Annotated in this window: 17 protein-coding genes; 4 read left to right on the forward strand and 13 right to left on the reverse strand. The window is 63.3% G+C overall.

What is annotated here, in order from left to right; all coding sequences use genetic code 11:
* The first annotated feature begins 14 nt into the window (after window positions 1–14).
* The 4 genes from LIY36_RS06730 to LIY36_RS06745 all read left to right on the forward strand — a co-directional run bounded on the left by LIY36_RS06730 (window position 15) and on the right by LIY36_RS06745 (window position 2624).
* Window positions 15–1010: a hypothetical protein gene (locus LIY36_RS06730; RefSeq protein WP_226455188.1), complete on the forward strand. Its 996-nt coding sequence runs from the start codon at window positions 15–17 to the stop codon at window positions 1008–1010.
* Window positions 1011–1012: 2 nt separating this feature from the next.
* The gene (locus tag LIY36_RS06735; RefSeq protein ID WP_192296735.1) at window positions 1013–1375 is read left to right on the forward strand and encodes a hypothetical protein; all 363 of its coding nucleotides are present in this window, start codon (window positions 1013–1015) and stop codon (window positions 1373–1375) included.
* 134 nt (window positions 1376–1509) lie between these two features.
* A complete protein-coding gene (locus LIY36_RS06740; protein WP_442962207.1) occupies window positions 1510–2259 on the forward strand; it encodes a hypothetical protein in 750 nt (249 codons plus the stop codon).
* Window positions 2260–2261: 2 nt separating this feature from the next.
* Window positions 2262–2624 carry a hypothetical protein gene (locus LIY36_RS06745; RefSeq protein ID WP_226455189.1) on the forward strand — a complete coding sequence of 121 codons (363 nt, stop codon included), beginning with the start codon at window positions 2262–2264 and terminating at the stop codon, window positions 2622–2624.
* A gap of 108 nt (window positions 2625–2732) precedes the next feature.
* Here LIY36_RS06745 and LIY36_RS06750 read toward each other — a convergent pair whose 3' ends face one another.
* The 13 genes from LIY36_RS06750 to LIY36_RS06810 all read right to left on the reverse strand — a co-directional run bounded on the left by LIY36_RS06750 (window position 2733) and on the right by LIY36_RS06810 (window position 17585).
* Window positions 2733–3596 carry a LysR family transcriptional regulator gene (locus LIY36_RS06750; RefSeq protein WP_226455190.1) on the reverse strand — a complete coding sequence of 288 codons (864 nt, stop codon included), beginning with the start codon at window positions 3594–3596 and terminating at the stop codon, window positions 2733–2735.
* Between the two features lie 234 nt (window positions 3597–3830).
* Window positions 3831–5234 carry an amidase gene (locus tag LIY36_RS06755; RefSeq protein WP_226455191.1) on the reverse strand — a complete coding sequence of 468 codons (1404 nt, stop codon included), beginning with the start codon at window positions 5232–5234 and terminating at the stop codon, window positions 3831–3833.
* Window positions 5231–6499, reverse strand: coding sequence for a Zn-dependent hydrolase (locus LIY36_RS06760; protein WP_226455192.1), 1269 nt, complete (start codon window positions 6497–6499; stop codon window positions 5231–5233). Before LIY36_RS06760 ends, LIY36_RS06755 begins: the two co-directional genes overlap by 4 nt.
* Before the next feature lie 13 nt (window positions 6500–6512).
* Entirely contained in the window at window positions 6513–7208 is a 696-nt protein-coding gene (locus LIY36_RS06765) for an ABC transporter ATP-binding protein (protein ID WP_226455193.1), read from the reverse strand.
* Entirely contained in the window at window positions 7208–7957 is a 750-nt protein-coding gene (locus tag LIY36_RS06770; RefSeq protein WP_192296730.1) for an ABC transporter ATP-binding protein, read from the reverse strand. The genes LIY36_RS06765 and LIY36_RS06770 overlap by 1 nt, the downstream gene beginning before the upstream one ends.
* Window positions 7954–8964, reverse strand: a complete 1011-nt coding sequence (locus tag LIY36_RS06775; RefSeq protein WP_192296729.1) for a branched-chain amino acid ABC transporter permease — start codon at window positions 8962–8964, stop codon at window positions 7954–7956. The genes LIY36_RS06770 and LIY36_RS06775 overlap by 4 nt, the downstream gene beginning before the upstream one ends.
* A 1-nt stretch (window position 8965) precedes the next feature.
* Window positions 8966–9826, reverse strand: coding sequence for a branched-chain amino acid ABC transporter permease (locus LIY36_RS06780; RefSeq protein WP_192296728.1), 861 nt, complete (start codon window positions 9824–9826; stop codon window positions 8966–8968).
* 56 nt (window positions 9827–9882) lie between these two features.
* A complete protein-coding gene (locus LIY36_RS06785) occupies window positions 9883–11085 on the reverse strand; it encodes an ABC transporter substrate-binding protein (RefSeq protein ID WP_226455194.1) in 1203 nt (400 codons plus the stop codon).
* 227 nt (window positions 11086–11312) lie between these two features.
* Window positions 11313–12083: a FadR/GntR family transcriptional regulator gene (locus LIY36_RS06790; RefSeq protein ID WP_226455195.1), complete on the reverse strand. Its 771-nt coding sequence runs from the start codon at window positions 12081–12083 to the stop codon at window positions 11313–11315.
* Window positions 12084–12190: 107 nt separating this feature from the next.
* Window positions 12191–12940, reverse strand: coding sequence for an alpha/beta fold hydrolase (locus tag LIY36_RS06795; RefSeq protein WP_226455196.1), 750 nt, complete (start codon window positions 12938–12940; stop codon window positions 12191–12193).
* Window positions 12941–13044: 104 nt separating this feature from the next.
* The gene (locus LIY36_RS06800) at window positions 13045–14448 is read right to left on the reverse strand and encodes an efflux transporter outer membrane subunit (RefSeq protein ID WP_226455197.1); all 1404 of its coding nucleotides are present in this window, start codon (window positions 14446–14448) and stop codon (window positions 13045–13047) included.
* Window positions 14441–16414 (reverse strand): MacB family efflux pump subunit, encoded by a 1974-nt coding sequence (locus LIY36_RS06805; protein ID WP_226455198.1) that lies wholly within the window; start codon window positions 16412–16414, stop codon window positions 14441–14443. Before LIY36_RS06805 ends, LIY36_RS06800 begins: the two co-directional genes overlap by 8 nt.
* A gap of 1 nt (window position 16415) precedes the next feature.
* Window positions 16416–17585, reverse strand: a complete 1170-nt coding sequence (locus LIY36_RS06810) for an efflux RND transporter periplasmic adaptor subunit (protein ID WP_226455199.1) — start codon at window positions 17583–17585, stop codon at window positions 16416–16418.
* Window positions 17586–17717 lie beyond the last annotated feature (132 nt).

Raw genomic sequence — 17717 nt, forward strand, 5'->3', positions numbered from 1 at the left:
TCGGGATGCAGGGCATGGCGCAGGGCTATATCAACCGCGAAACCATCGATCTCACCAGTTTGAAAACCCGCTTGATGGGCCACGGCCTGAGCCGCCAGCGCTCGGACCATTTCGATGTGTTGAACCATCACCTGCGCCACGGCTTGGTGACGCCGGGGCAATTGGTGGTGATTCCCGACACCTACAGCGTGAGCTGCTCCCGAGAGGAAGCCTGGTTGATGCGCCGCGCCGAAGAAGTGCGGCGCGAGCTGGAGCAAAAGGCATCGGTCGGCACAGCCGTGATCAATGACTATGACCTGCTGCAAAGCCTGCTGACGTACGGCTCGATAGGTGTGGGCAGCACGACCTCGGCGTGGGCGCGGCACCTGGATGAAGTGCTGCGCACGCTGGAAGACATCGAGCAGTTGCATCAGCGCTTGAAGGCCGGTGGCTTGGACCGACCGGCGTTTATCCGCCAGCGCCAGGTGTTGTTTGAATTGCTCGACACACAACTGCGTGGCGCGGCGCGGTTTGGCACGGGGTTGCGTGGCAATCAGTCGTTGAAGAACGTGTTGGGGATTTCCACCAAGAGCTTTTTGCACAAGGGCGAGATCGATGGGTATGCCAAGCGCATGGGGGCGATTGCGCAGGTGTCGAAGTGGTTGGGGAAGGGCACGTATGTGGGCTTGGCGATGGACGTCGGGGCTGCGGGATTGGAGATCAAGGAGGCGTGTGTGGTGGGGCGGGAGGCGCAGTGTCGGCGGGCGAAGTATGTGGAGAGTGGGCGGTTGGCGGGGAGTGTGGCGGGGGCTGCTTGGTTCGGAGCGGTAGGTGCAAAAGTTGCGCGTCGCCTATGTTCAGTCGCTTTGGGTGTGGCGATGAAAGGACAGAGTGAACTGGTCTGCGCAGTTATTGGGGGAGCGGGGGGAGGGTATTTAGGCGGTGACAGGATGGGTGATAGCGGTGCCTTTCTGGGGGGGAAAGTTGTAGAGGTCGATGGCGTTTTGATTTTTGAACCGGAGCGGGCTTAACAATGTCGTTTTTTCTTATCTACAGCATTGTATTGATGGCCGGCGTATTCATCCTTTTGGGGCTGATGTTATTTGCGGAGTATCGAAAGCTCGATGAGTTGGAAAAATACTTCAGTGAAAACGAAAAGGTTCGAAGGCATAAGCGTTTCTGGGGAAAAAACCAGCGGATCGACAGATTTCATCGCATGGGGCTGATGATTGATTTCCTCTCGAATCCAAAGCCCTATTTGAAGGCAGGGCTAGTTTCAGAGGCCGAACTTGCATCAGTTCCCATAGCGCTCAAGCGATGGGCGTTGTGGCCCTATCGCATTTCTTACATTTGGATAGTTGTCATGATCATCGGCGGCATTTGGCAGAAGTGGTAACTCACTTTCCGGCCGTCATGCAAACCGCTGAGCAGGAAGCCGTCAGCAGCAGGAACGCCACCACCCAGCAGCAACACAAACAGCAGGTGACGCCGTTTTCGTGAGCGGGTACGCATTCCGACTCCTGGCTATTTTTGTGGTGTTGGAGCGTAGCCCGGCCTGAACATTCTGCTGGTCGCGTATGTGTTTCGTACGGCTCGATAGGCGTCGGCAGCACGACCTCGGCGTGGGCGCGGCACCTGGATGAAGTGCTGCGCACGCTGGAAGACATCGAGCAGCTGCATCAGCGCTTGAAGGCCGGTGGCTTGGACCGACCGGCGTTTATCCGCCAGCGCCAGGTGTTGTTTGAATTGCTCGACACACAACTGCGCGGCGCGGCGCGATTTGGCACGGGGTTGCGTGGCAATCAGTCGTTGAAGAATGTGCTGGGGATTTCCACCAAGAGCTTTTTGCACAAGGGCGAGATCGATGGGTATGCCAAGCGCATGGGGGCGATTGCGCAGGTGTCGAAGTGGCTGGGGAAGGGCACGTATGTGGGGTTGGCGATGGATGTCGGGACTGCAGGTTTGGAGATCAAGGAAGCGTGTGTGATGGGGCGGGAGGCGCAGTGTCGGCGGGCGAAGTATGTGGAGAGTGGGCGGTTGGCGGGGAGTGTGGCGGGGGCTTCGATTGGTGGGAGGTATGGCGCAGAGGTTGCTCGTAGTGCATGCAAGATCGTGTTGGCCGTTGGTTTGAAAGGACGCGCTGGGCTGGCCTGCGGAGTTATTGGCGGTGCTGCGGGAGGGTATGTAGGAGGCTCTGTTTTTGGAGACGGCGGTGCGTTTTTGGGTGGGCAAGTCATAGAGCGCGATGGAGTTTTTATATTGCAACCAGAGGGGGCATAACGATGTCTTTTTTTCTTGTTTACACCATCGTCTGGATGGCGGGGGCGTTTGTGCTCTGGGGGTTGTTGCTCTTTGCGGAATATAGAAAGCTCGACGCGCTGGAAGCTTGTTTCAGCGAAAACGAAGCGGTTCGTAGACACAAGCGCTTTTGGGGAAGAAATCAGCGCATCGACAGGTATCACCGCATGGGCCTGATGGTCGACTTTCTTTCAATGCCAAAAACTCACATTAAAGCAGGTCTAGTAACGCAGGCCGAATTGGCGTCTGTTCCTATCGCCCTGAGACGATGGGCGTTGTGGCCCTATCGCATCGGTTATGTCTGGGTGGCCGGGACTGTCCTCTGGGCCATCTGGTACCGCTGGTAACTCACACCCCCACCAACGCCCCGAGGTGCAACCACTGCCCAGACTTGCGCGCCCTGGTAACAGTGAGTCATTCCCCGGCCTGAATATTTCGCTAGTCGCATGTGTGTTTCAAAGTACCGGGTCCCAGCGTTGCGACCAGTCGCTCTCGGCCTTGACCACGCCCCGGAGTAACTCCAGAGCGTGTTGCAACACCGCCGAATCCCGTGCCCGCGAGTACACCAGATACGTCGGGAAACTGAACTCCGGCGCCTTCGCCACGCGCTGCATCACGCCGCTGTCGAGGTAGCTTTGTACCACCCGCGTGCGGAAGTACCCGGCGCCGCCGTTTTCCAGGATGTACTGCAAGGCCAGCGGGCCCAGGTTGAAACTCAGCGCGGCGCGTGCCCTGTCCGGCAGGGCGGCGTCGTGTTGCTGGCGGAAGCCTGGGCCCCAGTCGATGTACACGTAGGGCACCGGGTTGCTGACCAGTTGCACCAGGATCAGTTTTTCTTCCAGCACCTGCTCCACCTGCAACCCCGGCCAGTATTGCGGCTGGAACACCAGGGCGGCATCCAGCACCCCCAGCTCCAGCTGGCGCAGCAGGTATTCGCCTTCGCGCACTTCGGTGCGCAGCGCATGGCCGGGGATGTGTTCACGCAGGGCCTGGGCCCAGCCGAGCATCAACGGGTTGCACAGGCTGACCTCGCCACCGATGTGCAGCACGTTGCGATAGCCCTCGGGCAACGGCAGATCGCGGCGCGCGGCTTCCCAGGTTTGCAGCAACTGGTTGGCGTAGACCACGAAGGCTTCGCCATCCGCAGTCAGGCGCGCGCCAGCGCGGTTGCGGATGAACAGCGTGCTGCCCAGCTGGCTTTCCAGGCTTTTGACCCGGGCGGTGATGGCGGTCTGGGTAACGTGCAGTTTCTCGGCCGCGGCGGCGAGGCTGCCGCAGCGGGTGATTTCGAGGAAGGTGCGTGCCAGTTCGATGTCCATGGGAGCCCCGGAGAATGAATGGGGGCATTGTAGTGGAATGCGCTCAGAACTGTGGGCGCGGGCTTGTGTGGGAGCGGGCTTGCTCGCGAAGACGGTGGATCAGTCGATAATTCTGTGACTGACACTCCGCTTTCGCGGGCAAGCCCGCTCCCACAGTTGATGGGGGTTGATGGGGAGTGAGTGCTCGGCTGGAGATCGCCCGGGCACTGCCAATCTCCCACATTCAATTGCATTTCAGGTCGGAGTTACTGGGGCTTGCAGGTGCTGGGTAGGGAATGCCTTTGAATAAGCCTGGCAAACCCGCAACACCACATCATCGGCAAACCGCGCACCGACCACATGCAACCCCACCGGCAAGCCATTCGCCGCCAACCCGCAGGGCACTGACGCGGCCGGTTGCTGGGTGAGATTGAAGGGGTAGGTGAACGGTGTCCATTCGGTCCATTCCTGCAACCCGGAGCCCGGCGGGACGTCGTGCCCGGCGTCGAATGCGGTGATCGGCATCATTGGCGAGACCAGCACGTCGTAATGTTGGTGGAACGCAGCCATCCGCGCTACCAACGCCGCCCGCGCTTCAAGGGCCGCGCTGAAGTCATCCAGGCTCAAGCGTTCGCCCCGTTGCGCGATGCGCAGCAGGCCGGGGTCCAAGAGCTGTTTTTGCGCGTCGCTCATCGAACCGGTCAAACGTGCGGCCCCGGCTGCCCACAGGGTGCTGAACACCTCCAGCGGGTCGCTGAAACCGGGGTCGATCTGTTCGACATGAGCGCCCAATCGCACCAACCCCTCAACCGCCTGGGCGACCACTTTAGCCACTTGCGGGTCCACGTCCACGTAGCCGAACGCAGGGCTGTACGCTACCCGCAAGCCCTTCAAGTCTGCCCCCGGCGTCAGCCACGGCGCAGTCCTCGGCGCACCGCTCAAACCGTCCCGCGCATCCGGCTGGGCGATGGTTTGCAGCATCAATACGCTGTCTTGCACCGTGCGGGTCATCGGCCCCAGGTGCGACAGAATCGTCATGGAACTGGCCGGCCACTGCGGCACATAACCAAAGGTCGGCTTGATCCCGAACGTGCCGGTAAACGCACAGGGGATACGGATCGAGCCGCCCGCATCACTGCCCTGGTGCAACACCCCCAGGTTCAACGCCGCCGCCGCCCCCGCGCCGCCGGACGAACCACCCGCCGTGGTCCGCGTGTCCCACGGGTTGCGGGTGATGCCGTATAGCGGGTTGTCGGTGACGCCTTTCCAGCCGAATTCCGGCGTGGTGGTTTTGCCCAGCAATACCGCGCCGGCCTTGCGCATAAAGGCCGGGAAGGGCGCGTCGACGTCCCACGGACCGTCGGCAGATGAGGTGCGCGAGCCCTTGCGGGTCGGCATGCCGAGCGTCAGCGTGAGGTCTTTGATGGAGGCCGGTACACCGTCCAGCGCGCCGCACGGCTGGCCCTTGAACCAGCGTTGTTCCGAGGCGCGCGCAGCGTGCAACGCGCCCTCCGGGTCCACATGGCAGTAAGCGTTTACCACCGGGTTGTAGCGTTCGATGCGCAGCAAGGCATCCTCGGTGACCTCCACCGGCGACAGGGTCTTGTCGCGAAAATGCGCCAGCAATTGCACCGCCGTCAGTTGCCCGATATCGCTCATGCCCGATCCCCCTGCGCCGCATTGACCATGGCCCGCAGCAACACCGCGCAGCCCGCCGCCAGGTCATCCGGCGCGGCGTTTTCGATTTCGTTGTGGCTGATACCACCTTCGCACGGCACAAAGATCATCCCGGCCGGGCCCAGTTCCGCGACGAAAATCGCGTCATGCCCGGCGCCGCTGACGATGTCCATATGGCTCAGGCCCAGGCTGCGCGCAGCGTCGCGCACGGCGTTGACGCAGGCCGGGTCGAAGTCCAGCGGCGGGAAGTCGGCCGTCGGTGTCAGCTCATAAGCCAGGCCGTGTTGTTGTGCCGTGGCTTCAATCACACCGCGCACCTCGTCGACCATGGCTTGCAGCTTGTCGGCATGCAGGTGGCGCAGGTCGAGGGTCATGTGCACCTGGCCCGGAATCACATTGCGCGAACCCGGATGCAGGCTCAGGCAACCCACCGTGCCGCAGGCGTGGGGTTGCTGTTGATGGGCAATACGGTTGACTGCACTGACCACCTCGGCAGCGCCGACCAGTGCGTCCTTGCGCAGGTGCATCGGTGTCGGCCCGGCGTGGGCTTCGACGCCGGTGAAGGTCAGGTCGAACCACTTCTGGCCCAGGCAACCCATGACCACGCCAATGGTGGTGGCGCGATCTTCCAGCACCGGGCCTTGTTCGATATGCGCTTCGAAATACGCCCCCACCGGGTGGCCCAGCACCGCGCGCGAACCGGCATAACCGATGCGCTGCAACTCGGCACCCACCGACAGGCCCTGGTCATCGAGCTTGGCCAGGGTCTCCTGCAAATCGAATTTCCCGGCAAACACGCCGGAACCCATCATGCACGGCGGAAAACGCGAGCCTTCTTCGTTGGTCCACACCACCACTTCAATCGGCGCTTCGGTTTCAATCTTCAGATCGTTCAGGGTGCGGATCACTTCCAGCCCGGCCATCACCCCGTAGCAGCCGTCGAACTTGCCGCCGGTGGGTTGCGTGTCTATATGGCTGCCGGTCATCACCGGGGGCAGGGCGGGATTGCGCCCGGCGCGGCGCGCAAAGATATTGCCGATGGCATCCACACTGACGCTGCACCCGGCCGCTTCGCACCACTGCACAAACAGGTCGCGGGCCTGGCGGTCGAGGTCGGTGAGGGCCAGGCGGCACACGCCGCCTTTTAGCGTGGCGCCGAGTTGGGCCAGGTCCATCAGCGACTGCCACAGGCGGTCGCGGTTGATCAGCGGGGCGTTGCTCTGGAGCGGTTGCGCAAAACTGTTCATCTGCATTCTCCGGTCAGGCACTCAGGGCCAAATAGCGGTTCTTGATGCTCGGGTCGGCGCGGAAGGCGGCGGCGCTGCCTTCGTAGACCACGCGGCCCTGTTCGAGTACGTAATGGCGGTCGGCGAGCTTGTCGCAGACCATCAGGTTCTGTTCCACCAGCAGCACCGGCAGGCCGTCGTCCTTGATCTTGCGCAGGATCTTCACCAATTCGTCGACGATCACCGGGGCGAGGCCTTCGGTGGGTTCATCGAGGATCAGCAACTTGGGGTCATTGAGCAGGGCGCGGGCAATGGCGAGCATCTGCTGCTCGCCGCCGGACAAGGCATGCCCGGCGTTTTTGCGCCGTTCCTTGAGGCGCGGGAACATGCCGTACACGTCTTCCAGCTGCCAGCGGCTGGTCTTGCGGGCGGCGATGCGCAGGTTTTCCTCGACCGTGAGCAAACGGAAGATCCCGCGGTTCTCCGGCACCAGCGCCAAGCCTTGGCGCGCAATTTCAAAAATCTTCTGCCCCACCAGCGCCTGGCCGTTGAAGTGAATCTGGCCCTGGCGCGGGCAGATGATGCCGAGGATGCTGCGCAACGTAGTGGTCTTGCCCGCGCCGTTGCGCCCCAGCAGCGTTACCAGCTCACCAGGGTTGACGTTCAGCGACACGCCTTCGAGCACGTGGCTCTTGTCGTAGTAGGAATGGATATTCTCGACGATCAGCATCAGGCGGCCTCCCCCAGATACGCAGTGCGCACACGTTCATCGGCGCGCACGAATTCCGGCGTGCCTTCCACCAGGATCTGCCCGTGGCTCATCACCGTGATGCGTTGGCTGATGGACATGACGATGCTCATGTTGTGTTCGATCAGCAGCACCGTGTGGTCGCGACCGAGGTCACTGATCAGTTGGGTCATGATCGGGATGTCATCGATGCCCATGCCCGAGGTGGGCTCGTCGAGCATCAACAGTTTGGGCTTGGAGCAGATCGACATGCCCACCTCCAGCACCCGCTGCTGGCCGTGGGACAACTCGCCGGCCAGGGTGTCGGCGCGGGCAGTGAGTTGCAGGCGTTCCAAGACCTGGTCGGCCATCTCCAGGTGCTCGCGTTTGCTGTCGACACGGCGCCAGAAGTTCAGCGCCCGCGCACCGTCACGGCCTTGGGCGGCCAGGCGCAGGTTTTCGCGCACGCTGAGGTTCTGGAACAGGCTGGTCAACTGGAACGAGCGCGCCATGCCCAGGCCGACGCGGCCGTGGGCCGGTTTGCGCATCAGGTTCTTGCCGTCGAAATGGATTGCCCCGGCGGTGGCCTGGCGCTCGCCGGTGAGGCAATGGAACAGGCTGGTCTTGCCCGCACCGTTGGGGCCGATGATGGTGTGGATGGTGCCGGCTTCGACCTTGAGGTTGACGCCGTTCACCGCATGGAAGGCGCCGTAGGCCAGTTCCAGGTTCTCTGTTTCCAGCAGGATGCTCATAGCACTTCCTCCTTGGCCACCACTGCGGGCTTGCGAGCGCCGCGCACTTTTTCAAACAGCGACGCCAGGCCGCCCCACAAACCACCGCGCATGAAGATCACCACCAGGATCAGGATCACCCCCAGCAGCATCAGCCAGCGTGGCCACAGGTCGGAGAGGAAATCCCCCAGCAGCACGATGGAGCCGGCACCCAGCAACGAGCCGAACAGCGAGCCGGTGCCGCCGACGATGGTCATGATCAGGATGTTCTCGGACATCGCCAGGTCGATGTTCGACAGCGGCACGAAGTGCAGCAGCATCGCGTACAACGCACCGGCGATCCCGGTGACTGCGCCGGACAGCACAAACACCAGGATCTTGAAATGACGCGTGTCGTAGCCGATCGCCGCGGCGCGGGTTTCGTTTTCGCGGATCGCCATCAGCGTGCTGCCAAAGGGCGAGGCGATGACCCGGCGCGCGCCGATAAAGATCAGCAGGAACAGCACCGCCACAAAGCCGTAGAAGGCGCGGGCGTCGGCCAGGGATAGCAGCACAGTGTCACCGACGCGGATTTCCGGGCGCGGCACGCTGAGCAGGCCGTTGTCGCCGCCGGTCCAGTCGCTGAGGGTGTAGGCGACGAAGTAGGCCATCTGGCTGAAGGCCAGGGTCAGCATCACGAAGTAGATGCCGGTGCGGCGGATCGCCAGGGCGCCGACCAACAAGGCCAGGAAACCACCGGCCACGGCCGCGCCGAGCAACGCAGTGAACAGGCCCATCTGCAAATGCAGCATCAGCAGCGCCGCGCAATATGCCCCGGCACCAAAGAAGATGCCCTGGCCGAACGACAGCAGCCCGGTATAGCCCAGCAGCAGGTTGCAGGCGAGGGCGGCCATGGCAAAGATCAGGATCTCGGTGGCCAGGGTCGCCGAAGGCAAGATCAACGGCAGGCCGATCAGTACGGCCAGCACCCACAGCAACATCGCACGGGATTGGGTCTTGGCAAACGGCAGGGGATTTTTCTCGCTCATGTCAGGCTCTCCCGAACAGGCCGTAAGGGCGCACCAGAATCACCACGGCCATCGCGCCGTAGATCATCAGGCTCGCACCCTGGGGCCAGAGTGTGGTCATCAGGCTTTGCACCACGCCGACCAATAAACCGCCGACCAGCGCTCCGCTGAACGACCCCATGCCGCCGATCACCACCACCACGAAGGCCACGCCGAGAATTTCCGGGCCGACAAAGGGCTGTGCGCCGCGCAAGGGCGCGAACAGCACCCCGGCGACACCAGCCAGGGCCACCCCGAGGGCGAAGGTCATCGAGAACAAACGGAAAATATTGGTGCCCAGCAGCGACACGGTCTCGGTGCTTTCACTGCCGGCGCGCACCAGGGCGCCGAAGCGCGTGCGTTCCAGCAGCAGCCACAGGCCCAGGCCGACCAGCCCCGAGAAGCCGATCAGGAACAGGCGATAGTGCGGGTACACAAAGTCACCGATCACCAGCACCCCGCGCAGCAGTTCCGGCACGGCGACGCTTTTGCCCACCGGGCCCCAGATCATCACGCTGGCCTCCTGGATGATCAGCGCTATCCCCAAGGTCACCAGGATCTGGAACATGTGTGGCAAGTGATAGATGCGCTGGATCAATAATCGCTCGATCACCCACGCCAAAGCGGCCACCACCAGCGGCGCGATCAGCAGCGCCAGCCAGAAGTTGCCGGTGAGGCTCACGGCGGTGTAGCAGATGTAGGCACCGAGCAAAAAGAACGCGCCATGGGCAAAGTTGACGAAGTTGAGCAGGCCGAAAATGATGGTCAGACCGACGGCGATGAGGAAGTAGATCATCCCCAGCCCGAGGCCGTTGAGGATCTGGAACAGGTAAAGATTAAGCATGCAGGAACCCTCGGCAGGACGCCGCTTGCGCGGCCCTGCCTGCAATATTCAGGGGGTCAGGCGAGCGTGCAGCCCGTGGCGTCCACTGGCGGGAAGGATTGGCCGGCGCTTAGCACTTTGGCCAGGTCGTCCTTGTCGGCCATCTCGCTGGCGGCTTTGCCGACGAGCAGGTAGTAATCCTTGATCACCTGGTGGTCGCCGGCGCGGATCGATTCCTTGCCGGTCGGGCCATCGAAGCTCAGGCCCTGCATGGCCTTGGCCACGGTCGGCCCGTCGAAGCTGCCGGTGGCGACGATGGTGTCGAGCATGACCTTGGTGCTGATGTAGTCGGCGGCCAGCGGGTAGGTGGGGTTGATCCCGTATTTGGCCTGGGTCAGCTTGACCAGTTCGCGGTTGAGCGGGGTGTCGACCTGATGCCAGTACTGCGCGCCCAGGTACACGCCTTCAAGGATGTCGCTGCCCAGTTCCTGGAACTGGTCGAGGCCGGCGGACCATACCAGCAGTACTTTCATGCGCTGCTTGATGCCGAAGTTCACTGCCTGGCGCAGGGTGTTTGACGACTGGCTGCCGAAGTTGAGCAGCACTAGCACGTCGGGTTTGGCGGCGATGGCGTTGGTCAGGTAACCGGAGAATTCCTGTTCCTGCAACGAGTGATAGCTGTTGCCGATGTGTTCCAGGCCGCTGTCCTTGAGCACACTTTTGGCGCCTTCGAGCAGCGCTTCGCCAAACACGTATTGCGGGGTGATGGTGTACCAGCGCTTGGCGTCCGGCAGCAGCTTGATCAGCGGCAGCATGGTTTCGCGAATCGCGCCGTAGGTGGGCACCGACCAGCGGAATGTCGCGCGATTGCAATCCTTGCCAGTGACTTCATCGGCGCCCACCGGGGTCATGAACACGCCGCCGACCTTGTCCACTTCCTTGGCCACCGCGAGCGCCGACGACGACAATGTGCAGCCCTGGAAGAACCGCGCGCCGTCCTGCTGGATGGCTTCCTGCACCTTGCGCACCGCCTTGCCGGCGTTGCCTTCGGTGTCGATGACCTTGTAGTTCAGCGGGCGGCCGAGAAGGGTGGCGTGTTGTTCCACCGCCAGGCGCGAACCCATGTCGGCAAACTTGCCATAGCTGGCAAAGGCGCCGGACATGGACTTGAGGCCGTAAAAGGTAAAGGGCTCGGCGGCGAATGCGTGGCGCACGCTCAGCGGGAGGCTGAGGGCGGCGGCTGCGGTGAGGCTGGCTTTCAATAACGTACGACGCTGCATGGGGTGACTCCCTGGTTTAGTTATTGGCAGGAGCGGCAAGGGCGATACGGTGGAGCTTGGGCCTGTGGGCAGGCCTGTTATTTATTGGATGACGCGAGTGTTGGTTGGAATGCGGTCAAAATGTGGGAGCGGGCTTGCTCGCGAATGCGGTGCATCAGTGACGAGATGCTTTGCTGGCCCACCGCATTCGCGAGCAAGCCCGCTCCCACATTGGAACTGTGTTGTCTTTAGGGGCGATGATCGAACTCCAGTAGAAAATGCGGGCTGACCTGGCCTTCAAGCGCGGTCATGTGGTGTTCGGCATCGCACATATGTTCATGCATCAAACCGCGCACCGCGCTTTCATCACCGGCGCGAAAGGCAATCAGCAACTGTTTGTGATAGTCGAGGTTGGCGGCGTCGAACTGCTTGCGCTTGGGTTTGTAGGCCTTTTTCAGCACCACCAGGTCGCGCAGCAGATCATTGAGGAACTGCGCCATGAAACTCAGCAACGGGTTGGGGCACGCCTTGGCCAGCAGGTTGTGGAACTCCAGTTCTGCCAGGCGCTGTTCGCGTTGACCGGCCTCGCTGTCTTCCGGGGCGCTGCAGAAGGCCACGTTGTCTTGCAGGGCCTGGTAGTCGTCTTCGCTCAAGCGCCCCAGCACCGAGACCGCCAGTTCCACTTCGATGACCTTGCGCAACTGATACACCTGCTCGCCATCCAGATGCTGGAAGTGCAGGTAGTTACGCAGCGCGCGGCTGGCCGGTTCGGTGCCGGCCTGGTTGAGGTATGCACCGCCGCTGGGCCCGGTGCGCGTGCTCACCAAACCCTCGACCTCAAGGGCCTTGAGCGCCTCGCGGGCCGAGCCTTTGGAGCACTGGAAGCTTTCCATCAGCTCGCGCTCGGTGGGCAAACGGTCGCCGGGCTTCAAGGCGTCGGTGACGATGGAGCGCTTGACCGACTCGACAATCACGTCGGAGAGCTTCTGGCGTTTGCGTTTCAGCGGGCGGCTTAGCATGGCGTCGATTTATCGTATTAATGCGGATAAATAGCACTTAATAACGATTAGCCTGGAGCGTCAACGCAAGGTGTCGTTTTCAGCGGCAACAGGTCGCAAACGGTGCGCTACTCCCAATCGCCTTTGTCGAGGCAGTGGGTGGCAGGTGGCGGCTGCTTGCCGAAGGCGAGGAAGTCGCCGACCCATCGGATCACACATGCACTGGCCTCAGACTTGGGTGGTGCCTTGAGGCGCAATTGCTCGACTTGCGTAAGGTTCGCCTCGCCACGCTCGGCGTTGACCAGCACCATGCGCGCGACCCGCTCGGGAAACAGCGCCGCGTAGCGACTGCCCAGGCGTGTGGCGTCGGCGCTGCCGAGGTAATTGAGCTGGGTCTCTTCAAGTTGGGCGCGGACGAACTCCATGTCCCGTGCCGCGTTTTCGACCCCGCTCTCCTGGCTGAGATCACGCGGGGTGAGTTCGACCACATCGTAGCGATTGAGCAGGGTGCGATAGGCCTGGGTGGAATGGGCACTCCAACTGCCGGCCAGGAGGATGGCGAAGGTGCCGCTGTGGTTGGCCTGGGGGCTGTTGCCGGGTTGGGCGAACACCACGCCTTGGCGGCTCAGCGGGTCGCGGGCGCCGACGCGGGTCAGGTACAGGCGCAGTTTGCCTTGCCGGGGCGCGGCGTAGTTGCGCGGCACGGTGACGATGCCGCATTGGGTGCGCTCAAGCACGTCGGGAGCCAAGTGTGCGAAGGCGGGGAGGCGGCAGTCCAGTTGCCAGTCGATGGCGGTGGGGCTGATCAGCGGCAAGCCATGGGCAAGGCTTGCCGTCAGCCACAGGCAGGCGCAGAGCAGGTGTTTTACAACAGTCATCATGAGGTCCCGGGCAGCCGTGAGATAGCGGCTTTTTTACCAAGGACCCCGGGTCAAAAAATGTAGGGCGAACAGACAGCTTCTGTAAGGAAATGGAGTTTTGTTTATCGGATATTGCTTTCCCAGCCGCCCCCCAGTGCTTTGTACAGGGCGATGCTGGCTTGTACGCGCGACAGCCGCAACTGCACGTTCAAATCCTGGGCCGCGTACAGGGTGCGCTGGGTTTCCAGGACCGTCAGCAAGTCCGCGGCGCCTGCCTGGTAGCGGCTTTGAGCGATCTGGAAGGCCGTCTGCGCCTGTTGCAGTTCTTCGGTTTGCCAGTGGCGCTGCTGGTCGAGGCGGGTGATGTTGCTGAGGGATTTTTCCACATCGGCAAAGCCGTTGATGATCGCGCCGCGATAGGTTTGCAGCAGCTCATCCTGGCGTGCGCGGGCCTTGTCGCGCTCGGCGCTTAAACGGCCATTGTTGAAGATCGGCGCGATCAGGCCGGACGTCAGGGTGTAGAACGGGCTGCGCAGGATTTCGTTGGCCTTGTAGGCGCCGCTGCCGAGTGTGGCGCCAAGGGTCAGGGTTGGCAGCATGGCGGCGCGGGCGACGGTGACGTCAGCACTGGCGGCGGCCAGTTGCGCTTCGGCCTGGGCCAGGTCGGGGCGCCGGCTGAGCAACTGGCTCGGCACACCGCTGCCGATGGTCGGCCAGGTCAGGGCCTGGAACGTTTCGTTGCCCAGGTCCACGGCTTGGACGGGTTGGCCGAGCAGGGCGGCGAGGGTGATCTGCGACTCTTCGGCCAGCTGCTCGATCAACGGCAATTGCCGTTGCTGGCTGGCCACCAGGCTTTTCTGCTGGGCCAGTTCCAGGGCAGTGGCGGAGCCGGCGTCGTAGCGGGTCTGCACCAGGTCGAGCACGTTGCGCGCATTGGCCAGGTTGAGCGCGGCGATCTGTTGGCGCTCGCGTGCGGCGAGGGTCTGCGCGTAGCGGTCGGCGACGTTGCCGAGCAGGGTCAGCTCCACTGTGGCCTGGTCGAACTCACTGGCGCGCAAGGTCTGCACCGCGCTGTCGCGGGCGGCGGCGCGGCCACCCCAGAAGTCCAGTTCATAGCTGGCGGTGAAGTTGGTGTCATAACTGTTGACGGTGTTGTTGCTCGCAGTGGCGTTCAGGTCTGAGTTGCCGCTGCCGCGCAACAGCCGTTCACGGCTGGCGGTGAGGTTGAACTTCACCTCGGGCAGCAGCGGCGCACCGGCGATCACCGCGCTGGCCTGGGCCTGGCGCACGCGGGCCATGGCGGCGGCGACGTCGAAACTGTCGCGGCGCGCCTGCTCGATCAAGCGGTTGAGCTGTGGGCTGCCGAACTGCGTCCACCACCGTGCATTGCGGGCCTGCGCCGTCTCGCGTTCGGCATATTGCCAGGCGGCGGGTGCGGCGATGCCGCTGTCGACAGCCGGCGGCTGGCCGGCGCAGGCGCTGAGCAACAGGCACAGGCCGGGCAGGTAAAGGGACGGTTTATTCACTGGTCAACGCCTTAACCGGATCGAGCCGGGCAGCTTTACGGGCCGGCATGAAGCCGAAGATGACACCGGTGACCAGCGCACAGCCAAACGCGCCGAACACCGCCACCAGGGAAAATTGCACGGCCACTTCGGCCAGCACCAACACGCCGCCGACGAGCAGCGCGAGGGCGATGCCGAACAGGCCGCCGACCACCGAGAGCATCACCGCTTCGGTGAGGAACTGGCGCAGGATGTCGCGCTGGCGTGCGCCGGTGGCCATGCGGATACCGATTTCACGGGTACGCTCGCGGACGGTCATCAGCATGATGTTCATCACACCGATACCGCCCACCAGCAGCGAGATTGCGGCAATCGAACCGAGCATCAGCGACAGCGTATTCTGCGTGCGCGCCTCGGCCTGGATCATCGCCGCGTTGTTGGTCAGCTGGTAGTCGCGCTTGCCGTTGTGCAACTTGAGCATCAACTGGTCGATGGCCCGCTCGGCTTCGTGGACCTTGCGCGCATCGGCGGCGGCAATCGCCACGTATTCCGGGTTATAGGTGCCGAACAGGCGCACGCTGGCGGCGGTGTAGGGGATGGCGACGCGGTCGTCGCTGTCCTTGTTGCCGGAGCTGGAGCCTTTTTCCGCGAGCACGCCGATCACCTGGAACGGCACGTTTTCGATGAGGATGTATTGGCCGATCGGCGTCGGCAGATCCTTGAACAGCTTCTCGCGGATGCGATGGCCGATCACCGCCACGGTGGCCCCGGCGCGCTCATCGGCCTCGGTGAAGTAGCTGCCCTCGACCACCGGCCAGTTGAAGATCTCCGGGAAGTTGATGTCGTTGCCGCCCACGTACGCCAGGTAGTCGAGGTTGCCGAAGCGGATCCCGGCGTCGCTGCCATTGACCGGCATGATGCGCTTGACCTGGGGCAACGCCGCCAGTGCCGCCACATCGTTGAGGGTAACGATGCCCAGCGGCGTACGCGGGTTGGGCGACGAGCCGCTGAGGTAGATGATGTTGGAACCGAACGCGCCCATCTGCGCCATGACCTGGCGCTTGCTGCCTTCGCCCACCGCCAGCATCACCACCACCGACGCCACGCCGATGATGATCCCCAGCAAGGTCAGCGCGGTGCGGAACTTGTTGATCCACATCACCCGCCAGGCGGCCTGCACGGCGTCGACCAGTTCGGCCTTCCACGCGCCATTGTGCTCGGCGCCGTCGATCAGGCGCTGGCGCAGGTCCACGGCTTGCAAGGCATCACTGTTGGCGACCGCCGGCACGTAGCTGGCGTCTTTGGCCGAGTCGCTGATGATCTGGCCGTCGCGGATCTCGATGATGCGGTTGGCGCGCGCCGCCACTTCGCGGTCGTGGGTAATCAGGATGACCACGTGGCCCTGGCTGGCCAGTTCGTCGAGCAGTGTCATCACCTCGGCGCCGCTGTGGCTGTCGAGGGCGCCGGTGGGTTCGTCGGCCAGGATGATATGGCCGCCGTTCATCAGCGCGCGGGCAATCGATACCCGTTGCTGCTGGCCGCCGGAGAGTTGGTGCGGACGGTTGCCGGTGCGCTCGGCCAGGCCCAGGCGGGTGAGCAGGGCCTTGGCGCGGGCGTGGCGTTCAGCGGCGCTGATGCCGGCGTAGATCGCCGGCATCTCGACGTTTTCCTGGGCCGAGCCCGACGGGATCAGGTGGTAGCCCTGGAACACAAAGCCGAACGCCTCGCGGCGCAGCCAGGCCAGCGCGTCGCCGTCCAGGTGCGCGACGTTTTCCCCGGCGAACAGGTAGTCGCCCGCAGTGGGGCGGTCGAGGCAGCCGAGGATATTCATCAGCGTCGATTTGCCCGAGCCGGACGCGCCGACAATCGCGACGAATTCCCCGGCGTGGATCGCCAGGTCGATGCCGCGCAACACGTCGACCTGCGGGCTGTCGCCGCCGCCGTAGGATTTGCGGATGTTCTTGAGTTCGATCAGGGGCGTGGCCAACTCAACCCCCGTTGCCGTCGGCTGGGCCGATCAGCAGGTGATCGCCTTCGTTCAAGCCGTCGAGCACTTCGACGCGCAGGCGGTCGCTGATACCCAGGCGCACTTCGCGTTCCTCGATACGGCCGTTCTTGGCGACCACACGAGCGATCTGTTTATCGGCGCTCGCTGTACCCTGCAGCGCGGCGACGGGGGCGGTGAGGGCATCCTTGACCTGGCTGGCGACAAAAAACACCTGGGTGGTCATCTCGGCCATCAGCGCGTGGTCGCTGTTGTCCACGTCCAGCAGCACGGTGTACAGCACCACGCGGCCGCTGCCGCTCTTGTTGGAACTGCTGGGGCTGCCGCTGCCCTGGGTTTCGTTCAGCGGCTTGGGCGGGATCGGCAGGATCTGCCGCACGGTGCTGGTCCAGCGCCGGTTGCCGCCGCTGAGGGTGGTGAAATACGCAGTCATCCCCGGTTTGACGTGGCCAATGTCGGCCTCCGAGACTTCCGCCCACACGGTCATCGGCGACAGCTTGGCGATGCGCAGGATCAGCGGGGTCTGTTGTTGCGCGTTGAGGGTCTGGCCGACGCGGGCGTCTACCGCGACGACGGTGCCGTCCATCGGCGCATAGATGCGCGTGTAGCCCAGCTCCGCTTCGTCGCTGCGCAGGCTGGCCTGGGCCTGGAGGATCTGCGCCTGGAACATCGCCACCCGCGCCTGGGTGGCGCTCAGCTCGGCCTTGGCGGTTTGCACGTCTTCTTCGCGGGTGGCGTTGCCGGCCGTCAGACGTTGCTGGCGCTGGTATTTCTGCTGCGCCAGTGCCAGTTGGGCCTGCTGTTCCTGCAACTGCGCCTTGAGGTTCTGGATGCCGTAGCGGCTGGCGTCAAGCTTGGCTTTTTGCGTCGACGGGTCGATTTCCACCAGCAGTTGGCCTGCCGTGACGTGGTCGCCGGCTTCGACGTGGATCTTCTGGATCTGCCCCGACGCCTGGGCGCCGACGTCCACATAGCGGCGCGGTTGCAGGGTGCCGAGGGCGGTGACGCTGTTTTCGATATTGCCGCGGGTCACGGTGACGGTGGCGAGGGCGTCGCGGTCCGAGGGCAGCACTTGCCAGGCGGCAACGCCGATGACGGGGATCAGGCACGCGACAACAAGCAGCGCGCGTCGGGCGGGTCGAGAGCGTTTCATGCTTTGGTTCCAGCCAGGGAAGTTCGGGGCGCAGTTGCGCAGAGCTGACTGTTAAACGAGGGGGTTGCGCGGGGATTTAGGCGGTTACACAAGCGGTTACAGCTCCATGGGTTAAAAAAAACGTCCGTTGGT

The organism is Pseudomonas sp. AF03-9 (assembly GCF_020515815.1).
GTDB lineage: Bacteria > Pseudomonadota > Gammaproteobacteria > Pseudomonadales > Pseudomonadaceae > Aquipseudomonas.

Excerpts from the sequence above, each read along its gene's own strand:
- LIY36_RS06730 (WP_226455188.1), top strand. The coding sequence starts at position 15 with ATGGCGCAGGGCTATATCAACCGCGAAACCATCGATCTCACCAGTTTG.
- LIY36_RS06735 (WP_192296735.1), top strand. The coding sequence starts at position 1,013 with ATGTCGTTTTTTCTTATCTACAGCATTGTATTGATGGCCGGCGTATTC.
- LIY36_RS06745 (WP_226455189.1), top strand. The coding sequence starts at position 2,262 with ATGTCTTTTTTTCTTGTTTACACCATCGTCTGGATGGCGGGGGCGTTT.
- LIY36_RS06750 (WP_226455190.1), bottom strand. The coding sequence starts at position 3,596 with ATGGACATCGAACTGGCACGCACCTTCCTCGAAATCACCCGCTGCGGC.
- LIY36_RS06755 (WP_226455191.1), bottom strand. The coding sequence starts at position 5,234 with ATGAGCGATATCGGGCAACTGACGGCGGTGCAATTGCTGGCGCATTTT.
- LIY36_RS06760 (WP_226455192.1), bottom strand. The coding sequence starts at position 6,499 with ATGAACAGTTTTGCGCAACCGCTCCAGAGCAACGCCCCGCTGATCAAC.
- LIY36_RS06765 (WP_226455193.1), bottom strand. The coding sequence starts at position 7,208 with ATGCTGATCGTCGAGAATATCCATTCCTACTACGACAAGAGCCACGTG.
- LIY36_RS06770 (WP_192296730.1), bottom strand. The coding sequence starts at position 7,957 with ATGAGCATCCTGCTGGAAACAGAGAACCTGGAACTGGCCTACGGCGCC.
- LIY36_RS06775 (WP_192296729.1), bottom strand. The coding sequence starts at position 8,964 with ATGAGCGAGAAAAATCCCCTGCCGTTTGCCAAGACCCAATCCCGTGCG.
- LIY36_RS06780 (WP_192296728.1), bottom strand. The coding sequence starts at position 9,826 with ATGCTTAATCTTTACCTGTTCCAGATCCTCAACGGCCTCGGGCTGGGG.
- LIY36_RS06785 (WP_226455194.1), bottom strand. The coding sequence starts at position 11,085 with ATGCAGCGTCGTACGTTATTGAAAGCCAGCCTCACCGCAGCCGCCGCC.
- LIY36_RS06790 (WP_226455195.1), bottom strand. The coding sequence starts at position 12,083 with ATGCTAAGCCGCCCGCTGAAACGCAAACGCCAGAAGCTCTCCGACGTG.
- LIY36_RS06795 (WP_226455196.1), bottom strand. The coding sequence starts at position 12,940 with ATGACTGTTGTAAAACACCTGCTCTGCGCCTGCCTGTGGCTGACGGCA.
- LIY36_RS06810 (WP_226455199.1), bottom strand. The coding sequence starts at position 17,585 with ATGAAACGCTCTCGACCCGCCCGACGCGCGCTGCTTGTTGTCGCGTGC.